This window comes from Rhodopseudomonas palustris (assembly GCF_013415845.1).
GTDB classification, from domain to species: domain Bacteria; phylum Pseudomonadota; class Alphaproteobacteria; order Rhizobiales; family Xanthobacteraceae; genus Rhodopseudomonas; species Rhodopseudomonas palustris_F.
Genome location: NZ_CP058907.1, coordinates 4,402,042 through 4,423,812 on the forward strand (window position 1 = coordinate 4,402,042; position 21,771 = coordinate 4,423,812).

General features: G+C 64.6%; 19 protein-coding genes. 9 read left to right on the forward strand and 10 right to left on the reverse strand.

Translation table 11 applies throughout. The annotated features are described in order from the left end of the window. Positions 1 to 21 precede the first annotated feature (21 nt). The gene (locus tag HZF03_RS20080; protein WP_012497310.1) at positions 22 to 315 is read right to left on the reverse strand and encodes a hypothetical protein; all 294 of its coding nucleotides are present in this window, start codon (positions 313 to 315) and stop codon (positions 22 to 24) included. Between the two features lie 430 nt (positions 316 to 745). Here HZF03_RS20080 and HZF03_RS20085 point away from each other — a divergent pair, with 430 nt between their 5' ends. Continuing rightward, positions 746 to 2,551 (forward strand): carbamoyltransferase family protein, encoded by a 1,806-nt coding sequence (locus HZF03_RS20085; protein WP_041810619.1) that lies wholly within the window; start codon positions 746 to 748, stop codon positions 2,549 to 2,551. Here HZF03_RS20085 and murJ read toward each other — a convergent pair whose 3' ends face one another. The 4 genes from murJ to HZF03_RS20105 all read right to left on the reverse strand — a co-directional run bounded on the left by murJ (position 2,552) and on the right by HZF03_RS20105 (position 7,604). Beyond that, the gene (murJ, locus tag HZF03_RS20090) at positions 2,552 to 4,081 is read right to left on the reverse strand and encodes a murein biosynthesis integral membrane protein MurJ (RefSeq protein ID WP_119018093.1); all 1,530 of its coding nucleotides are present in this window, start codon (positions 4,079 to 4,081) and stop codon (positions 2,552 to 2,554) included. It abuts the gene before it with no gap. Between the two features lie 185 nt (positions 4,082 to 4,266). After that, positions 4,267 to 5,418, reverse strand: coding sequence for a DegT/DnrJ/EryC1/StrS family aminotransferase (locus tag HZF03_RS20095; RefSeq protein WP_119018094.1), 1,152 nt, complete (start codon positions 5,416 to 5,418; stop codon positions 4,267 to 4,269). A 57-nt stretch (positions 5,419 to 5,475) separates the two neighbouring features. Beyond that, the gene (locus tag HZF03_RS20100) at positions 5,476 to 6,471 is read right to left on the reverse strand and encodes a Gfo/Idh/MocA family protein (RefSeq protein ID WP_011159515.1); all 996 of its coding nucleotides are present in this window, start codon (positions 6,469 to 6,471) and stop codon (positions 5,476 to 5,478) included. 140 nt (positions 6,472 to 6,611) lie between these two features. Beyond that, positions 6,612 to 7,604 (reverse strand): NAD-dependent epimerase, encoded by a 993-nt coding sequence (locus tag HZF03_RS20105; RefSeq protein ID WP_119018095.1) that lies wholly within the window; start codon positions 7,602 to 7,604, stop codon positions 6,612 to 6,614. Between the two features lie 182 nt (positions 7,605 to 7,786). On the opposite strand from HZF03_RS20105, the gene HZF03_RS20110 reads away from it, so the two are divergent. Further along, positions 7,787 to 8,746 (forward strand): lysylphosphatidylglycerol synthase transmembrane domain-containing protein, encoded by a 960-nt coding sequence (locus tag HZF03_RS20110; RefSeq protein ID WP_119018096.1) that lies wholly within the window; start codon positions 7,787 to 7,789, stop codon positions 8,744 to 8,746. Positions 8,747 to 8,803: 57 nt separating this feature from the next. Beyond that, positions 8,804 to 9,820 (forward strand): MraY family glycosyltransferase, encoded by a 1,017-nt coding sequence (locus HZF03_RS20115; protein ID WP_119018097.1) that lies wholly within the window; start codon positions 8,804 to 8,806, stop codon positions 9,818 to 9,820. A gap of 12 nt (positions 9,821 to 9,832) precedes the next feature. Here the strand turns inward: HZF03_RS20115 and HZF03_RS20120 are convergent, their stop codons facing one another. From HZF03_RS20120 to rfaD, 3 genes are read right to left on the reverse strand one after another with little or no spacing between them, the layout of a single operon-like run. Then, entirely contained in the window at positions 9,833 to 11,758 is a 1,926-nt protein-coding gene (locus tag HZF03_RS20120) for a polysaccharide biosynthesis protein (RefSeq protein WP_119018098.1), read from the reverse strand. 31 nt (positions 11,759 to 11,789) lie between these two features. Beyond that, positions 11,790 to 13,259, reverse strand: a complete 1,470-nt coding sequence (rfaE1, locus tag HZF03_RS20125) for a D-glycero-beta-D-manno-heptose-7-phosphate kinase (RefSeq protein ID WP_119018099.1) — start codon at positions 13,257 to 13,259, stop codon at positions 11,790 to 11,792. A 24-nt stretch (positions 13,260 to 13,283) separates the two neighbouring features. Beyond that, a complete protein-coding gene (gene rfaD, locus HZF03_RS20130; protein ID WP_119018100.1) occupies positions 13,284 to 14,264 on the reverse strand; it encodes an ADP-glyceromanno-heptose 6-epimerase in 981 nt (326 codons plus the stop codon). A 183-nt stretch (positions 14,265 to 14,447) separates the two neighbouring features. On the opposite strand from rfaD, the gene waaF reads away from it, so the two are divergent. The 3 genes from waaF to HZF03_RS20145 all read left to right on the forward strand — a co-directional run bounded on the left by waaF (position 14,448) and on the right by HZF03_RS20145 (position 16,720). Beyond that, positions 14,448 to 15,524 carry a lipopolysaccharide heptosyltransferase II gene (gene waaF / locus HZF03_RS20135; RefSeq protein WP_119018101.1) on the forward strand — a complete coding sequence of 359 codons (1,077 nt, stop codon included), beginning with the start codon at positions 14,448 to 14,450 and terminating at the stop codon, positions 15,522 to 15,524. 69 nt (positions 15,525 to 15,593) lie between these two features. Further along, positions 15,594 to 16,181, forward strand: coding sequence for a D-sedoheptulose 7-phosphate isomerase (locus HZF03_RS20140; RefSeq protein WP_119018102.1), 588 nt, complete (start codon positions 15,594 to 15,596; stop codon positions 16,179 to 16,181). Continuing rightward, complete coding sequence (locus tag HZF03_RS20145; RefSeq protein ID WP_119018103.1) at positions 16,178 to 16,720, forward strand: HAD family hydrolase; 543 nt, start codon at positions 16,178 to 16,180, stop codon at positions 16,718 to 16,720. The genes HZF03_RS20140 and HZF03_RS20145 overlap by 4 nt, the downstream gene beginning before the upstream one ends. Here the strand turns inward: HZF03_RS20145 and waaC are convergent. Beyond that, complete coding sequence (gene waaC / locus HZF03_RS20150) at positions 16,717 to 17,661, reverse strand: lipopolysaccharide heptosyltransferase I (protein ID WP_119018104.1); 945 nt, start codon at positions 17,659 to 17,661, stop codon at positions 16,717 to 16,719. The two genes, HZF03_RS20145 and waaC, sit on opposite strands and share 4 nt — an antisense overlap. Before the next feature lie 182 nt (positions 17,662 to 17,843). On the opposite strand from waaC, the gene galE reads away from it, so the two are divergent. The 3 genes from galE (at position 17,844) to HZF03_RS20165 (ending at position 21,535) form a co-directional block, all read left to right on the forward strand. Further along, positions 17,844 to 18,857 (forward strand): UDP-glucose 4-epimerase GalE, encoded by a 1,014-nt coding sequence (gene galE, locus HZF03_RS20155; RefSeq protein ID WP_119018105.1) that lies wholly within the window; start codon positions 17,844 to 17,846, stop codon positions 18,855 to 18,857. Positions 18,858 to 18,978: 121 nt separating this feature from the next. Continuing rightward, positions 18,979 to 20,781 (forward strand): ABC transporter ATP-binding protein, encoded by a 1,803-nt coding sequence (locus HZF03_RS20160; protein WP_119018106.1) that lies wholly within the window; start codon positions 18,979 to 18,981, stop codon positions 20,779 to 20,781. A gap of 61 nt (positions 20,782 to 20,842) precedes the next feature. Then, positions 20,843 to 21,535 carry a fumarylacetoacetate hydrolase family protein gene (locus tag HZF03_RS20165; RefSeq protein WP_119018107.1) on the forward strand — a complete coding sequence of 231 codons (693 nt, stop codon included), beginning with the start codon at positions 20,843 to 20,845 and terminating at the stop codon, positions 21,533 to 21,535. Here the strand turns inward: HZF03_RS20165 and HZF03_RS20170 are convergent. Then, positions 21,522 to 21,746 (reverse strand): hypothetical protein, encoded by a 225-nt coding sequence (locus tag HZF03_RS20170; protein WP_234832208.1) that lies wholly within the window; start codon positions 21,744 to 21,746, stop codon positions 21,522 to 21,524. The two genes, HZF03_RS20165 and HZF03_RS20170, sit on opposite strands and share 14 nt — an antisense overlap. Positions 21,747 to 21,771 lie beyond the last annotated feature (25 nt).

Sequence of the window (21,771 nt, forward strand, 5' to 3'; positions counted from 1 at the left end):
TCTCCGCCAAATCGCGGCGAATTAGTAGCAGATCACCCGGCCGTAAACCGGATTGAACACGCACCCACCGTAGCCACGATAGTAACCACGGCCACGGCCGCGGTAATAGCCAGGGCCCCAACCGCGGCCACGACCGTAATAGCCGCGCCCACGGCCGCGACCACGGCCGCGCTGGGCCTCAGCCTTGTTGGTGCTGGCGGTCAGGAACAGCGCCGAGGTTCCGACGAGGCTGAAGCCGTAGATCGCGGTGAGCGTGACGGCGGCGAGAACGCGCGCCGTCCATCCCTTGCGGGCCTTGGAAGCAGTTTGAGCCATATGGATTCTTCTCCCGGTCGTTGAGCAGGTTACCGTCATGTCCCGTTGTTGGTGGGGTCGTGCGGGGAGACGGTTCAAATGCGCGGGGTCAATGCGTCCCCAGATCGGCCTCGGCCGTCAAGCTTATGATCAAGCTACGGTTTTGGTCAAGCCGCGATCGGCGCTGAACGCGACCTGAAGGTGCCAAACGTCGAAACCACAAGGTTGTTCCTTCGCCAGCGGCAGGATGCATTCGAATCGCGCGTGCAGTGCGGAATCGATCGACGATCATCTTCGGGAATGCCGTTTGCCGGGCGCGCGTCTCACCGATGTCCAACTTTGCTGGTCCAGCTATAGTGCCATTCAACTGAACCGCATTGCGATGCGGATCGACTGTCAGGTGACGACCCTCGCCTCACCCGCGCCGCTCGCGCGCACAACAAAGCAGCCCATGTCCCGTCAGCACACCTACATCCTCGGCCTCAACACCTACGACCACGACGTCAGCGCCTGCCTGTTGCGTGACGGCGAGATCGCCTTCGGCATCGCCAAGGAGCGCATCACCCGCGAGAAGCACGCCTCCGGGTTTTACAAGGAAGTCGTCGACTACTGCCTGAGCGCGGAAGGCATCACCATGGCAGACGTCGATCTGGTTGTGCGCAACTGCTACATCCTGCCGGTGCCGGAGATGGAAGACCGCCTGATCTTCCAGGACATGCCCGGCTTCCTGCCGGAACACGAGCGCGGCACGGCCCGCAGCCACCCGCTGTTTCGCAATCACACCAACAAGGTGGCGGCGATCTCGCATCACCTCGCGCACGCCTATAGCGCGTTCGCGCCGTCTCCGTTCGAAGAAGGCGTGGTGATGATCGTCGACGGCGTCGGCAGCTACCGGGCCGATGTCGACGAACCGTTTCCCGGCGACGACGCCTCGCCACTCGCCCGCGAATCCGAGAGCTACTACAAATTCAGCGGCACCAAGCTGGAATGCCTGAAGAAGGTCTGGATGGAGCCGGAACGCGGCTTCCTCAGCGACGAATTCTACAACATGCCGGGCCTCGGTGCGTATTACAGCCGCGCCTCGACCTACGTGTTCGGCGACTGGAATAAATGCGGCGAACTGATGGGGTTGGCGCCTTACGGCCGTCCCGACGCGATCCCGCCGATGCTGCAGTTCGAGAATAACAAGCTCACCGTACCGCGTTGGACGCCCGAGCTGAACCAGCCCTACATCATGGACAGCCCCGGCAAGTGGGAAGACAGCCCGTCGATGCGGCACTGGGAAGATCTCGCTTGGCGGGTGCAGGACGATACCGAGCGGGTGCTGCTGGAACGCGCGCGCTGGCTGCGCGAAACCACCGGCGCCAAGAACCTGTGCATCGCCGGCGGCGTCGCGCTGAACTGCGTCGCCAATGGCCGGATCGCCCGCGAAGCCGGTTTCGAGAATGTCTGGATCCAGCCGGCGGCCGGCGACGACGGCATCGCGATCGGCTGCGCCTATTACGGCCATCTGGTGATCCAGCAGAAACCGCGCGGCTTCGAGATGAAGCACGCTTACGTCGGCAGGCCCTATGCAGATGCCGAGGTCGAGGAAGCGACCCAGCGCTTCTTCGTCAAGCCGCAGATCAACGTTGTCCGCTCGAGCGAGGTTTATAAGGAAACCGCGCGGCTGCTCGCCGATCAGAAGGTGATCGGCTGGTTCCAGGGCCGCTCCGAGTTCGGCCCCCGCGCGCTCGGCCATCGCAGCCTGCTCGCCGATCCGCGCAGGGCCGAGATGAAGGACATCCTCAACAGCCGGGTGAAGCACCGCCAGCCGTTCCGCCCGTTCGCGCCGATCGTCTTGAAGGAGCGCGCGGACGAGATCTTCGAGGGCAAGGGCGACTCGCCGTTCATGCTGATGGCCAAACCGGTGGCGCCGGCCTGGCGCGACAAGATTCCGGCCGTGGTCCACGTCGACGGCTCGGCGCGCGTACAGACGGTGGACGAGGAGACCGCTCCCGACCTCTATTACATCCTCAAGGAATTCGAGGCGCTGACCGGCGTGCCGGTGCTGGTGAACACCTCGTTCAACATCAAGGGCGAGCCGATCGTCGAGACGCCGCGCGACGCGATGGCATGCTTCCTCACGACGGGGATCGACCATCTGGTGATGCACGACACCATCGTGTCGAAGAACAAGGCGCACCGCTTCATCAACCCGGTGCTGCAGGTGTATTCCGACGTCACCAATCTGGTGCGGTCGACCACCGCGGCTTGATCAGCCGCGCAGCAGGCGCTTGATCCAGCGCGGCCCGAACAGGATCAGGATTGCGGCGCCGTAGATGACGGCGCCGACCAGGATCAACAGCGCCAGCGCGGCTTCGCTGCGCAGTGCAGGCAACAATGCGAGATACGGCGGCGCCAACCAAGCGGTCAGCCACAACGCGGCGCCGAGCAAAACGCCGATGATGCCGAACTTCAGGATCGCGCGCACCAGCTCCCGATCGAACTCCAGATAGCCGGCACGCACCGAGAAGAAGATCACCAGCAACAGATTGATCCAGGCTCCTGCAGCAGTCGCGAGGGCCAGACCGACCTGTGCCAGCGAGCCCATCAGCGCGAATTTCAGCACGACGTTGGTGGCGACGCCGGTCAGCGCCGCCTTCACCGGCGTCGCAGTGTCCTTGCGCGCATAGAACGGCGCGACCGCGCTGCGGATCAGCACGAACGGGATCAACGCGATCGCATAGGCCGCCAGCGTGGTCCCGGCGGAGATCGCATCGGCGCGGGTAAAAGCGCCGCGCGCGAACATCGCCCGCATGATCTCGTCCGGCACGGTGAGGAAGGCCGCGACGAACGGCACCGAGAACAGCAGCGTGAATTCGAACGCGCGGCGCTGCGACGCCTTGGCGCCAACATCATCACCAGCGGTGAGCTGCCGCGACATCTCCGGCAGCAGCACGGTGCCGATCGCGATGCCGATCACGCCGATCGGCAACTGGTTGAGCCGGTCTGCATAGTACAGCGCCGACAGCGCGCCGGCCGGCAGGAAGGTCGCGATGATTGTGTCGGCGAAAAGCGCAAGCTGGGTGCCCATCGAACCAAGCGTCGCCGGGCCCAGCGCGCGGAAGAATGCGCGGACGTCCTCGTCGAGCTTCGGCCTGGCGAACCTCGGCAGGCCGCCATGCAGCGACAGGTCGCCGGCGAGCAGGAAGTACTGCAGTACACCCGAAATTAGCACCCCCCACGCGGCGGCGTGGCCGGCGCTCGGAAAGAACGCAGCGAGCGTCAGCGTTGCCATCATCGAGATGTTGAGGAAGATCGACGCGGCTGCCGCCGAGGCGAAGCGCTGCATCACATTGAGGATGCCACCGTACAGCGTCACCAGCGTGATCAGCAGCAGATATGGAAAGGTGATCCGCGTCAGCTCGATCGCCAGCGCGCGCTGCTCCGGATCGTCGGTGAAACCCGGCGCCAGGATGCTCATCATCTGCGGCATGAAGGCGAGCGCAACGGCGAGCAGCACCAGCTGCGACAGAAACAGCAGGGTGAAGATACGATCGGCGAACAGCTTCGCCGAGGCCTCGCCCTTCTCGCCGTGGACATGCGCATAGGCCGGCACGAAGGCAGCGTTGAACGCACCCTCGGCGAAGATCGCGCGGAAATGATTCGGCAGTCGCAGCGCGACGAAGAACGCATCCGCCACCGGACCGGCGCCGAGGATTGCCGCCAGCATGATGTCGCGGGCAAACCCGGTCAGGCGCGACAGTAGGGTGAAGCCGCCGACGGTGAAGATGCGCTTGAGCATGAGGCGCTTCTACAGGAAGTCGCGACACCGCAAAATAGGAATGGCTGGCTACGGTCCCCTCACACGGGAGTCATTCCGGGGCGCGCCCGTCAGGGCGCGAACCCGGAATCCCGATGTGGGTAAAGGCAGAGATTCCGGGTTCGCTCGCTCACGCGAGCGCCCCGGAATGACGACGGCTAAAGGCCTTACCGCCCCAGCGCGCCGCGCACGGCCTGGATCACGCGATCCTGCGTCGGCGCGTCGAGATAAGCGTGCATCGGCAGGGCGATGACGTCACGCGACAGCCGCTCGCACACCGGCAGGCCGCCATCGGCAACCGGGAAGCCGCGATACGCGGTCTGCTGATGCATCGACTTCGGATAGTAGATCGCGGTCGGGATGCCTTGCGCCTTCAGCGCCGCGGCAAAACCATCGCGATCGACGCCATGCGGCAGCCGGATGGTGTACTGCGCCCACACCGAGGTGCAGTCCTCGGCAAGCCGCGGAACGGTGACAACATCGGCGAGCGCCTTCGAATAGCGCTCGGCGACGACGTTGCGCGCCGCGATCTCGTCTTCGAAGATCGTCAGCTTCTGCAGCAGGATCGCGGCCTGAATGGTATCGAGACGGCCGGTGAGGCCGAGCCGGACGTTATCGTATTTGTCGCTGCCCTGGCCGTGGACGCGAACGCTCTTCAGCGCCTCGGCGAATTCGGAATCGTCGGTGAAGATCGCGCCGCCATCGCCGAAGCAGCCGAGCGGTTTGGCCGGGAAGAAGCTGGTGGCGGTGGCGAGGCCGAAGCTGCCGAGCTTCTGGCCGCGATGGCTGGCGCCAAAGCCCTGCGCCGCGTCGTCGAGCACGAACAGCCCTTCATCGGCTGCGACCGCGCCGACCGCGGTGTGATCGGCGGCTTGGCCGAACAGGTCGACCGGAATGATCGCCCGCGGCTTCAGCCCGAGCTTCTTGGCGGTACCGATGCCGCGCTTCAGCGAGGCGATGTCGATATTGAAGGTGACTTCGTCGACGTCGACGAACAGCGGCGTCGCGCCGGTCAGCGCCACCGCTTCACCGGTCGCGCAGAAGGTGAACGAGGGGCACAGCACCGCATCGCCGGGACCGATGCCCTTGGCCATCAGCACCATCAGCAGCGCATCGGTGCCGCTGGAGCAGGTCACGACATGGCGCGCGCCGGCAAACGCGGCAAGCTTTGCCTCCAGCTCGATCACTTCCGGACCGTTGAGGAACTGGCAATGGTTCAGCACCTTGCCGACCGCCTCGTCGATGCCGGCCCCTAACCTGCGGCGCTGAGCGCCGACATCGATGAAGGGCACCGGGTCGTTGCGGAGATGCTGATTCATGGGTCCTTGCCGGGTTCGGATGACGGGAAAGCGCTGAGGATCTATGGCGTTTTCGGTCTAGCCGGCGGCGCGGCGCGGCGCGGCAGCGGTCGCCGCGGGCCGGGCGGGCTGATCGAGACACTGAATCGCGATTTCGAGGCTAGCGACGCCCTCCTCGCCAGTGACGGCGGGAGGACCGTTGCTGCTCACCGCATTGACGAAGGCAATCAGCTCGGCGCGCAGCGGCTCGTCGTGCCCGACCGGAAGATGCCGCATCGAATAGCTGCCGTCGGCCTTGAAGCCGAAGCACTCCGTGACCTGACGGGTCAGCAGGTCGCCCATCACATATTTGCCGCGGGTCGCGACCGTCACGGTGCGCGCCTTGAACGGGGTCAGCCAATTGGTGTTGATGTGGGCGAGCACGCCCGAAGCGGTGCGGAACTGCAGCAGCGCGATGTCCTCGCGCTCGGCGATCGCGCTCGAAAGCTGCGGCTGCACCTCGGTGATCTCCGAGTCGGTGAACCAGCGGATCAGGTCGATGTCGTGGACGGCCAGATCGATCACCACGCCGACGTTCGACATCCGCGGCGGGAACGGGCCGACCCGAGTGATGCCGATCGACAGGATGTCCTCGTCGCGAATCGCCTGCTTGATCGCCGCGACCGCCGGATTGAAGCGTTCGACATGGCCGACCATCAGGGTGACGCCGGCCTTCTCGGCGGCGGCGACGATCTCGCGGCCTTCGGCCACCGTCGAGGCAATCGGCTTCTCGACCAACACGTGAATACCGCGACCGATGCAGGTCAGCGCCACTTCGTGATGCAGGTGGGTGGGGGCTGCGATGGTCACCGCGTCGACCCCCGCCAGCAGCAATTCGTCAAGCGTTGCGAAGGTCTTACAGCCGATCAGCTCGACCGCGCGGTCGCGGTGTTCCGGTAGCGGATCGACGATCCCGACCAGCGAAACGCCCGGCAGCCCAGCAAGCACACGCCCATGGTTGGTGCCCATCACCCCAGCGCCGATTACGCCGATCCGGAGCGAGGGGGTTTTGGCCGTTTCAGTGCTGGAAGTCATGGCATCGCGCCTTGGAAATGGAAGGTGCGGCTTCCTAGCACGCGGCCACAGATGTGGCGAATGTTCGGGAAACCTACCCAAACACGTTTTGATTCAATTGATTACACGGAAGGCCTGAGCTGCGAATTAGATGCAGGAAACTACACCCTGTGGTAGTCGCGAAACCATCTTACGAAAGCGCGGACCCCGTCCTCGATCGGGGTCGAAGGCCGGAAGCCGACGTCCCGGAACAGGGCTTCGACGTCCGCAAACGTCTCCGGCACGTCGCCTGGCTGCATCGGCAGCATCTCCTTGATCGCCGGACGCCCAAGCTCGCGCTCAAGCAGCGCGACCACATGCATCAACTCTTCCGGGCTGTGGTTGCCGACATTGTAGACCCGAGCGGGCGCACCGCCGTTCTGGCCGGGCTCGGCGGTCGGCACCAGCGTCATCAGCTTAGTCACGACGCGGGTGACGTCATCGACGAACGTGAAGTCACGCCGCATTTTGCCGTGGTTGAACAGCTTGATTGGACGCCCTTCGGTGATGGCCCTGGCGAACAGGTAGAGCGCCATATCCGGCCGGTACCATGGTCCGTAGATCGTAAAGAACCGCAGGCCGGTGGTCGGCAGCCGGTACAGATGGCTGTAGCAATGCGCCATCAACTCGTTGGCTTTTTTGGTCGCCGCATACAGGCTGATCGGGTGGTCGGTCGGATCATCCACCGAGAACGGCAGCTTGGTATTGGCGCCGTAGACCGACGACGAGGACGCGTAGATCAGGTGGCTGCAGCCATTGTGCCGGCAGCCCTCCAACACGTTGAGGAAGCCTTCCAGATTGGAGTCGGCATAATCGTGCGGATGGCTGAGCGAATGCCGCACCCCGGCCTGGGCAGCGAGGTGGATCACCACGGGAAAGCGGTGTTTTGCGAACAAGTCCGCGATCGCCGCCCTGTCGGACAGATCGGCACGCACAAAGCTGAAACCGGGATAAGGCGTCAGCAGATCGAGCCGGGCCTGCTTCAGCGCCGGGTCGTAATAGTCGTTGAGGCTGTCCAGGCCGACCACCACGTTGCCAGCCTCCAGCAACTCGCGGGCGACGTGATACCCGATGAAGCCTGCCGCTCCCGTGACCAGGACCGCTGTCTCTGCCATCTCGTTTCCGCCCCTCGCGATCCGATGCGCGCCTGTTTAGCCAACTGGCTGCCACAGCGGCAAGGGGAACCGAGGCGCTATTGCCAGATCGGACGCAAGTCCCTACCAAGGCGGCGGCTTTCGCAATGGCCGGGCGCCGCTCGCTCTTGACGATCTGTTAACTTCCGACCCAGCGATCTCTCATGCGCCGGTTTCTGCTTTCAGCAGCCAAGATCCTGGTTTCAGCGGCGCTCTTGTATCTAGCGCTCCGGAAGACCGATTTTGCCGCCCTCGCCGTACGGATCGACGCGACCAGCTTGGGCTGGCTGGCGGCCGCGGTCGCTGCCACGATCTTCCAACTGTTCGTCAACGCCGTGCGCTGGCGCGCGATCGGTGCGTGCTGCGAAGCACCGCTGACGACCGGACGATCGATGCGCTACGCGATGATCGGTTCCTTCTTCAATCAGACGTTGCCGTCCGCAATTGGCGGTGACGCGGTGCGGGTCTGGCTACTTGCGCGGGCCGGCGCCGGTTGGCGCGCCGCCACCTATTCGGTGTTCGTCGATCGGGCGACCGGATTGATCGCCTTGTCGGCGATCATCTTTGTGACACTGCCGTGGACGCTGCGATTGATCGACAATGCGGACGGCCGTCTCGGATTGATGCTGCTGGATTTTGCCGCACTCGGCGCCGGCGTCGTGTTCCTGACCTTGCCGTTTCTGCGGTTTGGCTTGCTCGACCGGATCTGGGCCACCCGCCATATGCGTGGCTGCTCCGAAGTCGCCCTGAAAGCTCTATCGTCTCCGAAAAGCGCGGCGATCCTGATCGCCACTTCTTTGATCATTCCGATCCTTGCGGTGGTGATCGCCTGGTGCGTGGCTCGAGCGATCGAATCGCCAAGCAGCTTCGTGCAACTGTTCGAACTCGTCCCGCCGATCATGCTGATCACCATGATCCCGATTTCGATCGCCGGCTGGGGCGTGCGCGAAGCCAGCATGGGATTGGCGTTCGGTTACGCCGGCCTCAACCCCAGCGACGGCGTGGCAGTGTCGCTGCTGTTCGGTGCCGTGTATTTCGTCGTCGGCGGCATCGGCGGGCTGATCTGGATCATGAGCGCCGAAAAAGCCGCAAAGGGCGATGCGCCGATCGAGGTTCCGGAGTAGCGCGATGCGCAGCGTCACAGGTGACAAAATGTCCTTCACTGCCAGGCTGAGCGACTAATGGGAACAAGCCTGGTCGCGCTGCTCGCCTTTATGTCCGCAACATTCGGATGCGCCTTACTCACCTGGGCGCTGATGCCCCTATTGGCCCGCTACGCGCTGGCCCGCCCGAACGCGCGCTCGTCGCACAAGATTCCAACACCGCAGGGCGCCGGAATTGCAGTCGTCGCAGCGACGCTGGTCGTCACCACATTCTCTGTCGGACCGACAACTCCCGCGTTCCTGGGATTAATCCCGCTGTTCGTTGCAGCAATCGTGATCGGAATTGTCGGCGCGGTCGACGACATCCGGCCGATCCCCGTGCTGCCACGGTTTGCGCTCCAGGCACTGTGCGTCGGAGCGGTCGTGCTCACATTACCCTCCGACCAGCAGATCATCCCCGCCCTACCGCTGTGGCTCGAACGCGCGGCGCTGCTGATCGGCGGCTTGTGGTTCGTTAACCTTGTCAACTTCATGGACGGGCTCGACTGGATGACGGTCGCCGAAGGCGTGCCGGTGACGGCCGCCCTGGTGGTTCTCGGCTTGCTCGGTGCGCTGACGCAGTCCCCTATGCTACTTGCGGCTGCGCTCGGCGGAGCGCTCCTTGGTTTCGGGCCTTTCAATCGGCCGGGAGCTGCGAAAGTCTTTCTTGGCGACGTCGGCAGCTTGCCGATCGGGCTTCTCCTCGGCTGGTGCCTGCTGCAGCTCGCCTTGCAGGGACACGTCGCGGCGGCACTGCTCTTGCCGCTGTACTACCTCGCCGACAGCACCCTTACGCTGCTGCGACGGGTGCTACGCCGCGAACCGTTCTGGCTAGCGCACCGGTCGCATTTCTACCAACGAGCCACAGACAACGGCTTTTCCGTCCGCGAGGTTGTTGGGCTTGTCTGCCTGGCAAACTTGGCATTGGCAGCGCTAGCGGGAATATCAATTGCACTGAATTCCGGCGCCGCTGATGGCATACTAATTGGTGTAGGCAGCGCAATGGTCGGGGCTCTGTTGATGAGGTTCGCACGCTGTAAGGGCGTGACGCTTTAGTTGCACGCCTCACTACGACGCTATAGCGTTCGGTTCGACCCGAAATTCAGGCACCGCCCCTTTCAAGATCGCGAGAACCTCGTCGTGGTGCCCTGCTTTGATCGCGCTTTCGAGTGCGGCGAGTCCTTCGCGCAGCGCTGGCAAAGGCAGTTCGTTTGGACACGCTGCCATAATGCCCGGAATGCCGATCTGCGTGGTGGGTTCATGTTCGGCGAACAGAATTTCGTGCAACCGTTCACCCGGGCGGACGCCGGTGAAAACGATCTCGATGTCGTAACCGGGCTGCAGACCCGACAGCCGGATCATCCGTTCTGCCAGTTCGACGATCTTCACCGGCTGGCCCATGCTCAGCACGAACACAGACGCCTCGGCATGCTTTGACCTAAGAGCGTGGGTCGCAGCAGTGATGACAAGATCGCAGGCCTCGCGGATGGTCATGAAGTAGCGCACCATGTCCGGATGCGTCACTGTCACCGGTCCACCGGCTTCGATCTGCGCCTTGAACTTCGGCACAACCGAGCCGTTCGACGCCAGCACGTTGCCGAACCGCACCGAGATCAGCCGCATTGCCGGCTTGTCACCCAGAGAAGTGGTGAGTTCACGATCGAGCGCCTGGCAATACAGTTCGGCGAACCGCTTGGTGAGGCCGAGCATCGACACCGGCTCGATCGCCTTGTCGGTCGAAATCATCACCATCGCCTCGGCGCCGGACGCTCGCGCCGCATCGGCCACGTTGACCGAGCCGAAAATATTGGTCTTGACGCCCTCGCCCCAGTCGCGCTCAAGGATTGGCACATGCTTCAGAGCGGCGGCGTGGAACACAAGATCAGGTTTGAAGTCGTTAAACAGCTGAAATATACGTGCGCGATCGCGGATATCTGCGATCCGGCCCTCGATTTTTGTGCTGCTCGCTCGGGCAGCTAAGGCTTCGGTTGCAGCGTAAAGCGCGGGTTCCGAATGCTCGATTACCAGCAACCGGGCGGCACCAAAAGTGGCGACTCGGTCGCACATTTCGTGCCCTATCGACCCCCCGCCACCCGTAACCGCGATCGCTTTTCCGCGAAGCAATTCCTCCAGTCTGGAGTAGTCGATATTAACACTGGGCCTCAGCAAAAGATCCTCGACAGCAACCGGTGCCAAGCGCGGTGCGTCGCGGCTTTCTTCGAGCGAAGGCAACCGACTGACTGTGAGTCCCAGCTTGCGAGCCTTCATCAAAATCGCCTCGGGCTCAGCGTCTTTCTCAAACGCTGACGGCGTCATCACCACATGGCGGATCGGCCTATTCCGACCAGCAAAATCCTGCACGACATCCGCCAAATCGTCGAGCCCACCAAGCACGGGAATGCTGCGGATTGACTGCCCCCGATCAGATGACGCGGGGGACAAAATGCCGACCGCCCAAAGTCTGTTGACCGCTCCACTTTCAATACCTCGCAGAAACACCTCTGCATCAGCAGCCCGGCCAACCAATAGCGTCGGCGCTGCATCCGTCCGGCGAGCCTTGTTTCGCGTGCGGGTGTAGCGGAAGTAGCGATAAGCGAGGCGGGAACCTGCGAGGAAGAACACCTCGAGAAACCAATACAAAACGATCGTGGTTTTCCCGAGGAAGAACGCACCGTAGATATTCGGCGCAAGAAAAATGTAGTCAAGCACCAGAAGTGCAACTGTCAAAGTGGTCGCTGCTCTCAAAATGTTGAGCAGGTCAGGAATCGAGATGAAACGCCACTTGGTCGTGGTTAGCTGAAAAACATAGCAAACAAAGAAACTGAAGAAGACGAAGTAGGGCAGAACGTTCAGCAACAGCGGCAGACGATCGACCAGATTCTCGCCATCGAACCGAAGATAAAAACTGAGAAGGACTGCCGCTGCGGTAGCCAAGGCATCGTGGGCAGCGATCAGCCAATTCCGATACGAAAACGAAGAAATAGGTGCCAACATCGCCCGCCCTGCAATCAGATAGTGTGAATAGTTATTGCCCCTCGCGCGCCCGCGCCACCAGTGAGGTGGTACTGAAACCCGGCAGCACGTCGACCAGCAGCACGTCGCCCCCCTTGGCCGCAACGATCTCGTGGCCGACCACCTGCTCGCGGGTGTAGTCGCCGCCTTTGACCAGGACGCTCGGCTCGATCCGCGTGATCAGCCGGAGCGGGGTATCTTCTTCAAAGATCGCCACCAGGTCGACCGCTTCGAGCGCGGCCAGGACCTCGGCGCGGGCGCGTTCGTGCTGCACCGGCCGGCTTTCGCCCTTCAGCCGGCGCACCGAGGCGTCGCTGTTCAGCCCGACGATCAGCCGATCACAAGCACCGCGCGCTGCGGTCAACACCTTGACGTGGCCCGGGTGCAGAATGTCGAAGCAGCCATTGGTGAAGCCGACCCGAAGACCTTCGCGGCGCCACTGCTTCAGCCGCTCGTCGAGCTCGGCATCGCTGCCGATGATCTTCTCTTCCGCCGCCAGCGAGGCATGCGGCAGGATTCGCCGGCGTAGTTCGGCCGGCGTCACCACCGCGGTGCCGTTCTTGCTCACCGCGACCGCCGCTGCCGCACTCGCCGCGCGCATCGCGGTGGCCCAGTTCGCCCCGGAAGCCAACACCACGGCCAGCACAGCCGCCACCGTATCGCCGGCTCCGGAGACGTCCCGCACCTTTACCGGCAGCGCCGGCACATGGATCGGTTCGCCCCCGCGCGGCACCAGCGTCATGCCGTGCTCGCTCTTGGTCACCAGCATCGCCTCGCATTCGGCGAGCGCCATCGCATCCTGAGCCGCCGTGGCAATCTCGTCATCGGTTGCTGCTGCGCTTCGCGTCGCCGCGGTGAATTCCTTGCGGTTCGGCGTCAGCAGCGTGGCACCGCGATAGATCGCGAAGTTGGCGCTTTTCGGATCGACGATCACGCGCTTGCCGAGTTTTTTGGCGGCATCGATCGTGTCGCGAATAACCCGCGCCGTCAGCACGCCTTTGGCATAGTCGGACAGCAGCACGATGTCGGCACGGGCAAGCTGCGGCAGGATCGCATCGAGCAGGCGTTGCTCGACGTCCGTAGCGGCCGGCGCCGCCGTCTCCCAATCGGCCCGCAGCATGTGGGTCGAAAAGTGCTCGGAGACGAACCGCACCTTGCGGGTGGTCGGCCGCGACGCATCGCGCACCAACACCGGCTCGATCCGTGGCTCGCTGCCGAGTTCGGTTTCCAAAAGACGCCCGGTAGCGTCATCGCCGATCAGGCCGACGAAGATGCAGCGCGCACCAATCGCCGCGATATTGCGGGCGACGTTACCGGCGCCGCCGATATTGGTTTCGCTGCGTTGAACCGCGATCACCGGAGCCGGAGCTTCCGGAGAAATCCGCGACACCTCGCCATAGACGAACTCGTCGAGCATCAGGTCGCCGACGCACAGGACGGTCTGACGAGCGATCGCTTGCAGCAGGGCGTCGAAGCTGAACATCCGAATCCAAACGGTTGCGTGCGATCAGCGGAAACGATCGCTGCGGTCGAGGTAACCAGTGACGTAAGACGTGACCGCCTCTTCGAGCGGGGTGAATCCGCCATTGTAGCCAGCGGCACGCAGCCGGTCGCCCTCGCTCTGGGTGAAGTATTGATAGCTGCCGCGAATCTGTTCCGGCATGTCGATGTACTCCATCTGCGGCGGCGTGCCGAGCGCCGCATAGGCGGCCAGGATCAGGTCGCGGAAGCTCCGGGCATGGCTGGTGCCGACGTTGAAGATGCCGCTGACGCTAGGCGAAGCGAACAGCCACATCATCACCCGCACTACGTCGTCGACATAGATGAAGTCGCGGCGCTGGTCGCCGTCGGCAATACCGTCGCGGTGCGACTTGAACAGCTGGACCACCCGGCCGGACTTGATGTCGTCGAACCGCCGCGCCAGCACGCTGGCCATGGTGTCCTTGTGGTATTCGTTCGGGCCGAACACATTGAAGAACTTCAGGCCGGCCCATTGCGGCGGCAGCTTGTGGCCCTTGGCGGCGCGCTCGGCGACCACCAGGTCGAACAGATGCTTGCTCCAGCCATATAGGTTCATCGGCCGCAGCTGTTTCAGCGCGGCCAGCGAGAAATCATCGTCGAACCCGTGTTCGCCGTCGCCATAGGTCGCCGCCGACGAGGCGTAGATCAGCGGCGTGCCGGTCTCGGTACACCAGTCCAGCAGCCGCAGCGACAGCCGGAAATTGTTCTCCATCACCATGTCGCCATCGGTGGCGGTGGTCGCGGAGATCGCCCCCATGTGAAAGACCGCATCGAGCTTGCGGCCTTTCAGCCAGTCGGCGAGTTCCGCCGGCGGCACGAAATCGGCCAGCTGCCGCTTGGCGAGGTTCTTCCACTTGCCGTCGTGGCCGAGAAAGTCGGACACAGCGACGTCGGCCCGACCGGCGTCGTTCAGCGCCGCGACCAGATTCGATCCGATGAACCCGGCGCCCCCGGTGACCAGCAGCATGACTTCTCCGCCTCGATTTGCGCGGCCACCTTTGCCCCACTCCGCCCGGGCAGGCAACTTCAACTCTGAATTGCTGTGAATGCGGAATGGGCTCGGCGCGAAATGCCGGCTGGACGCGGGCCGCCGCAGGCGCTAACCGGCTGGGCCGATCAGCCCCTGCTAGGCAGGGCAACAGAACAAGCGATGAATTACGAATCACTCAAAGCCAGCCTGGCGACCGCGCCGGACCGCAACGAGACCAGCCCGGTGCTGCTGGTCCCGTATATGTGGATCGGCGATTTCGTGCGCTGCCACACCGTGGTGCGGGTCCTGAAGGACCGTTGGCCGAACCGGCCGGTCGACGTTCTCACCACCACGCTGTGCGCGCCGCTGGTCGACTACATGCCCGGCGTCCGCCAGGGCATCGTCTGGGACCTGCCGCGCAGCAAGATCTCGCTGTCTGAAGAGCGGGCGCTGGCGGCGAAGCTGCGGCAGCAGGGCTACGGCGCCTCGGTGGTGATGCCGCGCACCTTCAAATCCACCATCGCCCCTTGGCTTGCCGGTATCCCGAAACGCACCGGCTTCATCGGCGAGGTCCGGTTCGGCCTGCTCAATGACTGGCGGCGCGGCGAGAAGGCGCTGCCGCGGATGATCGACCGCTGCGCCGCGCTGGCGCTGCCGCCCCTGCCCGAACTGCCGCTGGATTGGCCCGAACCGCAGCTTCAGGTGCCGGAAGCCGAAATCGCGGCCTGGCGGCAGGCGAACGGCCTGTACGGTCGGACCGTGGTGGCGCTCGCGCCCGGCGCCGTCGGGCCGGCGAAGCGCTGGAGCTATTACGTCGAGGCGGGCAAGGCGCTGGCCGAGCGCGGTTTTGAGGTCTGGGTGGTCGGCGGCCCGGGCGAAACCGTCAAGGCGCAGGAAATCGTCGCGGCCGGTGGCCCGAATGTCCGCGACCTCACCGGCACCAACCTGCGCAACGGCATCCTGGCGCTGGCGGCGGCGGACCTGGTGATCTCCAATGATTCCGGGCTGCTCCACGTCTCCGCGGCGATCGGCAGCCGGACCATCGGCATTTTCGGCCCGACCAGCCCCTGGCATTACGCTCCGCTCAACCCGATCGAGACGGTGATCCAGGCGCCCGGGGATATCCCGTGCCGGCCCTGCCACAAGCCGATCTGCCGAATGGAGCACCACCGCTGCATGCGCGACATCGCGGTCGAGGACGTGACCACCGCGGCGCTGCAAGCGCTGCAGGCCGCCGGCATCGCACCGGCGGTCTGAGCCCTTGGGTTGCGCCGGCCTCCGCCCTGCGCTTTACCAGGGCCTTGAGCTTCAGCCTTCAGGTGTGACGTGAGCCAGGACAAGATCGCCGCCCATTTCCAGCTCTCGCTTGCCGCCATGACTGCGGCCGCCGGCGATGCGGCTCTGCTGGCGGCGTCGCGGGCGATCGCGGCGGCATCGATCAAGGCGCTGAAGCAGGGCCGCAAGATCCTGCTCGCCGGCAATGGCGGCAGCGCTGCCGACGCCCAGCACATCGCCGCCGAGATCATCGGCCGCTACAAGCGCGAGCGCGCTGCCTGGCCGGCGGTGGCGCTGACCACCGACACTTCGGCGCTCACCGCGATCGCCAATGACTACGGCTTCGAGCGCGTGTTCGCCCGGCAAGTCGAAGGTCTTGGCCAGCCCGGCGACGTCTTCATCGGCATCACCACCTCCGGGCGCTCGCCCAACATCCTCGCGGCGCTCGAGGTGGCGCGTCAACGCGGCCTCGTCACCGTCGGAATGACTGGCCCGAGCGGCGGATCGATGGGCGCGCGGTGCGATCATCTCCTGGTCGCGCCTGGACCCGAAACCGCATTGGTTCAGCAGATCCATCTGATGGCCGCGCATGCGATCTGCGACGAGATCGAGGTCGCGCTCGGAACGCCAGCGCCATGACTGCGTCCGCGCCGTGCCGTCCCGCCGCCTTTCTCGATCGCGACGGCGTCATCAACTACAACGATCATTATGTCGGCACGCGCGAACGCGTGCGATGGATGCCGGGCATCGCCGCGGCGATCCGGCAACTCAACACGGCCGGCTACTACGTCTTCATCATCACCAACCAATCCGGCGTCGCGCGCGGCATGTTCAGCGAGGACGACGTCCGAGCCTTGCATCGCTGGATGCTGGATGAGTTGAATACCCAAGGCGCGCGGATCGACGATGTGCGGTTCTGCCCGCATCATGTCGAAGGAACGCTCGACGCCTATCGGGTGGCCTGCGAGCATCGTAAACCGGGCCCGGGCATGATCCTCGATCTGGCCAAGACTTGGCCGGTGGACATGACGCGCAGCTTCGTGATCGGCGACAGCGCAAGCGACGTTGAAGCCGCGAAGGCTGCCGGCATTCCCGGTTTTCGCTTCGAAGGCGAAGACATCGACGTCTTCGTCAAACAGGTTCTGATCGAGATGCAGCGCGCCGCTGCATCCAACTAACCGAGTAGCTGCTCCGCCGCCTCGATCGCCTGCCGCGCCGAGGGGCCACCGCTCTTGCCGCCGAGCACCCGCAGCGGGCCGCTGCCGACCGGGCCTGTCAGTCCTGGATCGGTCGCCACATAGATACCGACCAGCGGCACCCGATACGCGGCGGCCAAATGCAGCAGGCCAGTATCAACCCCGATCACCACCATGGCGCCGGCGATCACGCCCGCGGTAAGATCGAGCGACTGACGCGGCAACACGCGACTTCCGGGAATCGCGCTCGACAGCCGTTCGGCGGTCTGCCGCTCGGTCTCGGTGCCCCACGGCAGCACCGGCTGCAGCCCGCGGCCCTGCAGCCAGCGGCCGGTTTCGATCCAATCCTCGGCGCGCCACTCTTTCGACACCCGCGAGGTGCCGTGCAGCAGCAACGCGTAAGGCGTATCGCCGCTCCGGGCCGGCTTGATCAGCCCGTAGTCGATCTCGTCCACCGGCTGATAGCCGAGCGACAGCCCGGTGAGGGTGCGATTGCGTGTGACCGCGTGCAGCGATCGGCTAACGCCGTGACGAACGGTGTAAAATCGCGACGCCAGCGGCTCACGGATGCTCTGCGCGTCGTAGCCATGGCGCTCGCCTTGCGCGAGCCGGGCGATGATCGCCGAGCGGATCAAGCCCTGGGTGTCGATCACCTTGTCGAATTCAGGCTCACGCAAGCGGGTGTTGAAATCGCCGATCTCGCGCCAGGTGGCGCGACTCGCCAGATGCGACCGCCAGCGCCGCGTCGCCACCTGGATCACCTCGGTCACGGATGGATGCAACCGCGCCAGCGGCGCGAACGCCTCCTCGACCACCCAGCTCATGCGCAAGCCCGGCAGCGCGCGCGCAGCGTCCGCGATCGCGGGCATTTGGTGCACCACGTCGCCGAGTGAAGACGTCTTGATGATGAGGATGTCCGACATTGACGCAAAAGGCCCGCAATTGCGCGGTCCTCGTTACAGGATTGACAACCATAGAGTCGAATCCCCGGCAAAAACGCTGGCAATTCGCCGCTGAGGCCGCCCCGCTATACCGCAATTCCATTGTTTGTCGACAGCCTGGCGCAAATGCGCGAGACGAACCAGCACCTTGGACGGAAACCACGATGACCGTACTCGTCACCGGCGGCGCCGGTTACATCGGAAGCCACACGGTTCTGGCGCTGGTCGAGGCCGGCGAAAGCGTGGTGGTGATCGACAATCTCTCCACCGGCTTTTCGCGGTTCATGCCTGAAGGCGTTCCACTGTTCATCGGCGATGCCGGCGACGAAAATCTGGTCGACGGCGTGATCGCATCGCATCGCGTCGATGCCATCATCCATTTCGCCGGCTCGGTGATCGTCTCGGATTCGATGCGCGATCCGCTCGGCTATTATCGCAACAACACCTCGACCTCGCGGAGCCTACTCAGCGCAGCCACGCGGCGTGGCGTCAAGAACTTCATCTTCTCCTCGACCGCTGCGGTGTACGGCAATCCCGACCACATTCCGGTCGGAGAAGATGCGCCGACGCGGCCGCTATCGCCCTATGGCCGCTCCAAGCTGATGACCGAGATCATGCTGCATGACGCGGCGGAGGCCTACGGCGTCAACTACGTGGCGCTGCGCTACTTCAACGTCGCCGGCGCCGATCCGTTGGGCCGGGTTGGTCTCGCCACCGAGGGCGCCACGCACCTAATCAAGATCGCCGTGGAAGCCGCGACCGGGCAGCGCAGCCGGATCGACGTCTACGGCACCGACTATCCGACGCCGGACGGCAGTTGCATTCGCGACTTCATTCACGTCACCGATCTTGCCGAAGCGCACGGCGCCGCGCTCGGTTACTTGCGCGCGGGTGGCGGCCCGGTGACGCTGAACTGCGGCTACGGCCATGGCTATTCGGTGTTCGAAACCATCGACGCGGTGAAGCGCGTCGCGGGCCGCAACTTCGCCGTCGCCGCGGCACCGCGCCGGCCCGGCGACATCATGACGATGATCGCCGACACCAACCGAATCCGCCGCGAGCTGGATTGGACCCCGCGCTACGACGATCTCGACACCATTGCGGCACACGCTTTGGCATGGGAGGAAAAGCTCCTGCGCCAGCGCCAAGCGGTTGAATTGCAAGCAATTCCGGCCTGACAGCAAGTTTGATTCCTCCGTTTTGGCTTGAAAATCCGGCCCATCGGGGGCAAGGACTCCGCCGAGACGCACGCCTTCCTCGCGCGCGACCCTTGTCCGACGCCGTCGATGGAACGCGGGAATGACCGAAGCCCCACGCAAGATTACTGACGACCCGTATGGTGCGTGGCACCTCATCCGCCGGCTGGTGATGGAACAGGCGTCCGCCTATTGGCGGCGCTACGCGCTCGCCTTCGGCCTGATGGCGATCGCTGCCGCGGCGACCTCCGGCTCGGCCTTTCTGCTCGGCAAGGTGATCAACCAGGCCTATGTCGACCGCGACCTCCAGGGCATCATGTTCTGGTCGATCGTCACCCTTGTGGTGTTCAGCCTGAAGGGCGCGGCGACCTACGGCCAGTCGGTGATCCTCACCCAGATCAAGAACGCGATCCTGGCCAACAATCAGCGCCGGATGTTCCACAAGCTGATGAGCGAGAGCATCGGCTTCTTCTCGCAGCGGCATTCATCCGAGTTCCTCGCGCGCCTCACCGCCGGCGCCAACTCCGTCACCGAAGTGCTCAACCTGCTGATCAATGCGATCGGCCGCGATCTGTTGTCGCTGATCGGCCTGGTCATCGTGATGGTGGTTCAGGATCCGTTCATGGCGCTGTTCGGCCTTCTGGTCGCGCCGCCGGCCGCGTTCGTGGTGCGTAAGCTGGTGAAGCGCGTGAAGGGCCTGGCGCTGACGCAGTTCACCGGCAACGCGCAGATCCTCGAGACCATGCAGGAATCGCTGCAAGGCATCCGCACCGTGAAGGCGTTCTCGCTCGAAAAGACCATGAGCGACCGGATCGACGCCAACATCGCCGCGGTGCAGGCCAACGCCGACAAGATGGCGAAGGTGTCGAACCGCTCCAGCCCGCTGATGGAAACGCTCGGCGGCTTCGCGGTGGCGGCGTCGCTAATGTATGGCGGCTACCGCGTGGTCGCGACCGGCGCGACGCCCGGCGAGTTCTTCTCGTTCCTGACAGCGTTCCTGCTCGCCTATGAACCGGCGAAGCGGCTGGCGCGGCTCAACATCGAACTCAACAGCGGCCTGGTCGGCGCGCGGATGCTGCTCGAGATCATCGACAGCCCACCGAGCGAGCCGGACGACAGCCACAAGCCGGCGCTGGAACTCACCCAGGCGCGAGTCGAATTCGACCACGTCTCGTTCGCTTATCGGCCGGACGAGCCGGTGCTGAACGCAATGAGCTTCGCCGCCGAGCCCGGCAAGATGACCGCACTGGTCGGCCCTTCCGGCGGCGGAAAGTCGACGGTGCTGGCGCTGCTGCTGCGCTTGTACGAAGTACAGTCCGGCGAAATCCGGATCGACGGACAGTCGACCTCGACCGTGTCGCGCGAGTCGCTGCGGCGGCAGACCGCCTATGTCGGCCAGGACGTCTATCTGTTCCGCGACACCGTCCGCGCCAACATCGCGTTCGGCAAGCTCGGTGCCACCGAGGACGAGATCGTCGCCGCCGCCAAGGCCGCCTGCGCACACGACTTCATCATGGGCTTCCCGCTCGGCTACGACACTCCGGTCGGCGAACACGGCGCGCAACTGTCCGGCGGCCAGCGCCAGCGCATCGCGGTCGCCCGCGCGCTGCTGCGCGATGCCCCGATCGTGCTGCTCGACGAAGCCACCGCCGCGCTCGACTCTGAGTCGGAGAAGCTGGTGCAGGAGGCAATCGATCGTCTTGCCCGCGGCCGCACCACCATCGTGATCGCCCACCGGCTGCACACCATCATGCATGCCGATTCCATCCTGGTGGTCGAAGCCGGCGAGATCGTCGAACAGGGCCGCCACGACGACCTGCTGCGCCGCAGCGGCCGCTATGCCTCGTTCTTCCGGCTGCAGCAGCGGCATGCCGCGCCGCTGGCGCCGGCCGACGCCACCGCCTAACCTGATCGGACTTCCCCGCGCCACTCCCCGCCCCCTCACCCAAAGCTTGCGAAAGACACTCATGAGCAATGCTGGTTTCGTGATCGCCCCACCGCCGCAGCCCACTCTCGCCGTCGCTGGGACAAGCGACCGCTTTCCGGTCCGCCGGATCTGGTGTGTCGGCCGCAACTATCTCGAGCACGTCCGCGAGATGGGCAATGACGAGCGCCAGCCGCCGTTCTTCTTCGCCAAGCACGCCGACATGGTCACGCCCGACGGCGCCACCATCCCGTATCCGCCGCTGACCAAGGACCTGCATCACGAGGTCGAATTGGTGGTGGCCCTGAAGAGTGGCGGGCTGAACATTCCGGTCGAGCGCGCGCTCGATCACGTCTGGGGCTATGCGGTCGGCATCGATCTTACCCGCCGCGACCTGCAGATCGCCTCGCGCAAGAAGGAGCAGCCCTGGGAGATCGGCAAGTCGTTCGACGCCTCAGCTCCGTGCGGCGCGCTGCGCCCGGCCTCCGAGATCGGCCATCCGGCCACCGGCAAGATCTGGCTGTCGGTCAACGGCACTGAGCGGCAGACCGGCGATCTGTCGGAGATGATCTGGAACGTTCCGGAGATCATCGCGAAACTGTCGGGGCAGGTCGAGCTCGCCGCCGGCGACATCATCATGACCGGTACCCCAGCCGGCGTCGCGGCGCTGTCCCCCGGCGATGCGATCGCCTGCGGCATCGACGGTATCGGCACGCTCAACGTCACGATAGGCTAGTCGGCCTGACCGGGTCGGCCGATCGACCGTTAGCCGTTAGCCCGGCGATCCGGCTGACATCGCCGTCGCGGCCTTCGAGATAGATCAGCGTCGGCCGCAACACCGTGTAGCCGAGGCGATGGGCCGCGCAGGCCGCGATCACGCGCACGTCGTCGGCGCCCCAGTCGCGAATGAAGGCGCGCTCTCCACGGTCGCAGGCGTGCAACTCCACGGCTCGGCTCGGCGGAACGAATCCG

Excerpts from the sequence above, each read along its gene's own strand:
- HZF03_RS20080 (WP_012497310.1), bottom strand. The coding sequence starts at position 315 with ATGGCTCAAACTGCTTCCAAGGCCCGCAAGGGATGGACGGCGCGCGTT.
- HZF03_RS20085 (WP_041810619.1), top strand. The coding sequence starts at position 746 with ATGTCCCGTCAGCACACCTACATCCTCGGCCTCAACACCTACGACCAC.
- murJ (WP_119018093.1), bottom strand. The coding sequence starts at position 4,081 with ATGCTCAAGCGCATCTTCACCGTCGGCGGCTTCACCCTACTGTCGCGC.
- HZF03_RS20095 (WP_119018094.1), bottom strand. The coding sequence starts at position 5,418 with ATGAATCAGCATCTCCGCAACGACCCGGTGCCCTTCATCGATGTCGGC.
- HZF03_RS20100 (WP_011159515.1), bottom strand. The coding sequence starts at position 6,471 with ATGACTTCCAGCACTGAAACGGCCAAAACCCCCTCGCTCCGGATCGGC.
- HZF03_RS20105 (WP_119018095.1), bottom strand. The coding sequence starts at position 7,604 with ATGGCAGAGACAGCGGTCCTGGTCACGGGAGCGGCAGGCTTCATCGGG.
- HZF03_RS20110 (WP_119018096.1), top strand. The coding sequence starts at position 7,787 with ATGCGCCGGTTTCTGCTTTCAGCAGCCAAGATCCTGGTTTCAGCGGCG.
- HZF03_RS20115 (WP_119018097.1), top strand. The coding sequence starts at position 8,804 with ATGGGAACAAGCCTGGTCGCGCTGCTCGCCTTTATGTCCGCAACATTC.
- HZF03_RS20120 (WP_119018098.1), bottom strand. The coding sequence starts at position 11,758 with ATGTTGGCACCTATTTCTTCGTTTTCGTATCGGAATTGGCTGATCGCT.
- rfaE1 (WP_119018099.1), bottom strand. The coding sequence starts at position 13,259 with ATGTTCAGCTTCGACGCCCTGCTGCAAGCGATCGCTCGTCAGACCGTC.
- rfaD (WP_119018100.1), bottom strand. The coding sequence starts at position 14,264 with ATGCTGCTGGTCACCGGGGGCGCCGGGTTCATCGGATCGAATCTGGTC.
- waaF (WP_119018101.1), top strand. The coding sequence starts at position 14,448 with ATGAATTACGAATCACTCAAAGCCAGCCTGGCGACCGCGCCGGACCGC.
- HZF03_RS20145 (WP_119018103.1), top strand. The coding sequence starts at position 16,178 with ATGACTGCGTCCGCGCCGTGCCGTCCCGCCGCCTTTCTCGATCGCGAC.
- waaC (WP_119018104.1), bottom strand. The coding sequence starts at position 17,661 with ATGTCGGACATCCTCATCATCAAGACGTCTTCACTCGGCGACGTGGTG.
- galE (WP_119018105.1), top strand. The coding sequence starts at position 17,844 with ATGACCGTACTCGTCACCGGCGGCGCCGGTTACATCGGAAGCCACACG.
- HZF03_RS20160 (WP_119018106.1), top strand. The coding sequence starts at position 18,979 with ATGACCGAAGCCCCACGCAAGATTACTGACGACCCGTATGGTGCGTGG.
- HZF03_RS20165 (WP_119018107.1), top strand. The coding sequence starts at position 20,843 with ATGAGCAATGCTGGTTTCGTGATCGCCCCACCGCCGCAGCCCACTCTC.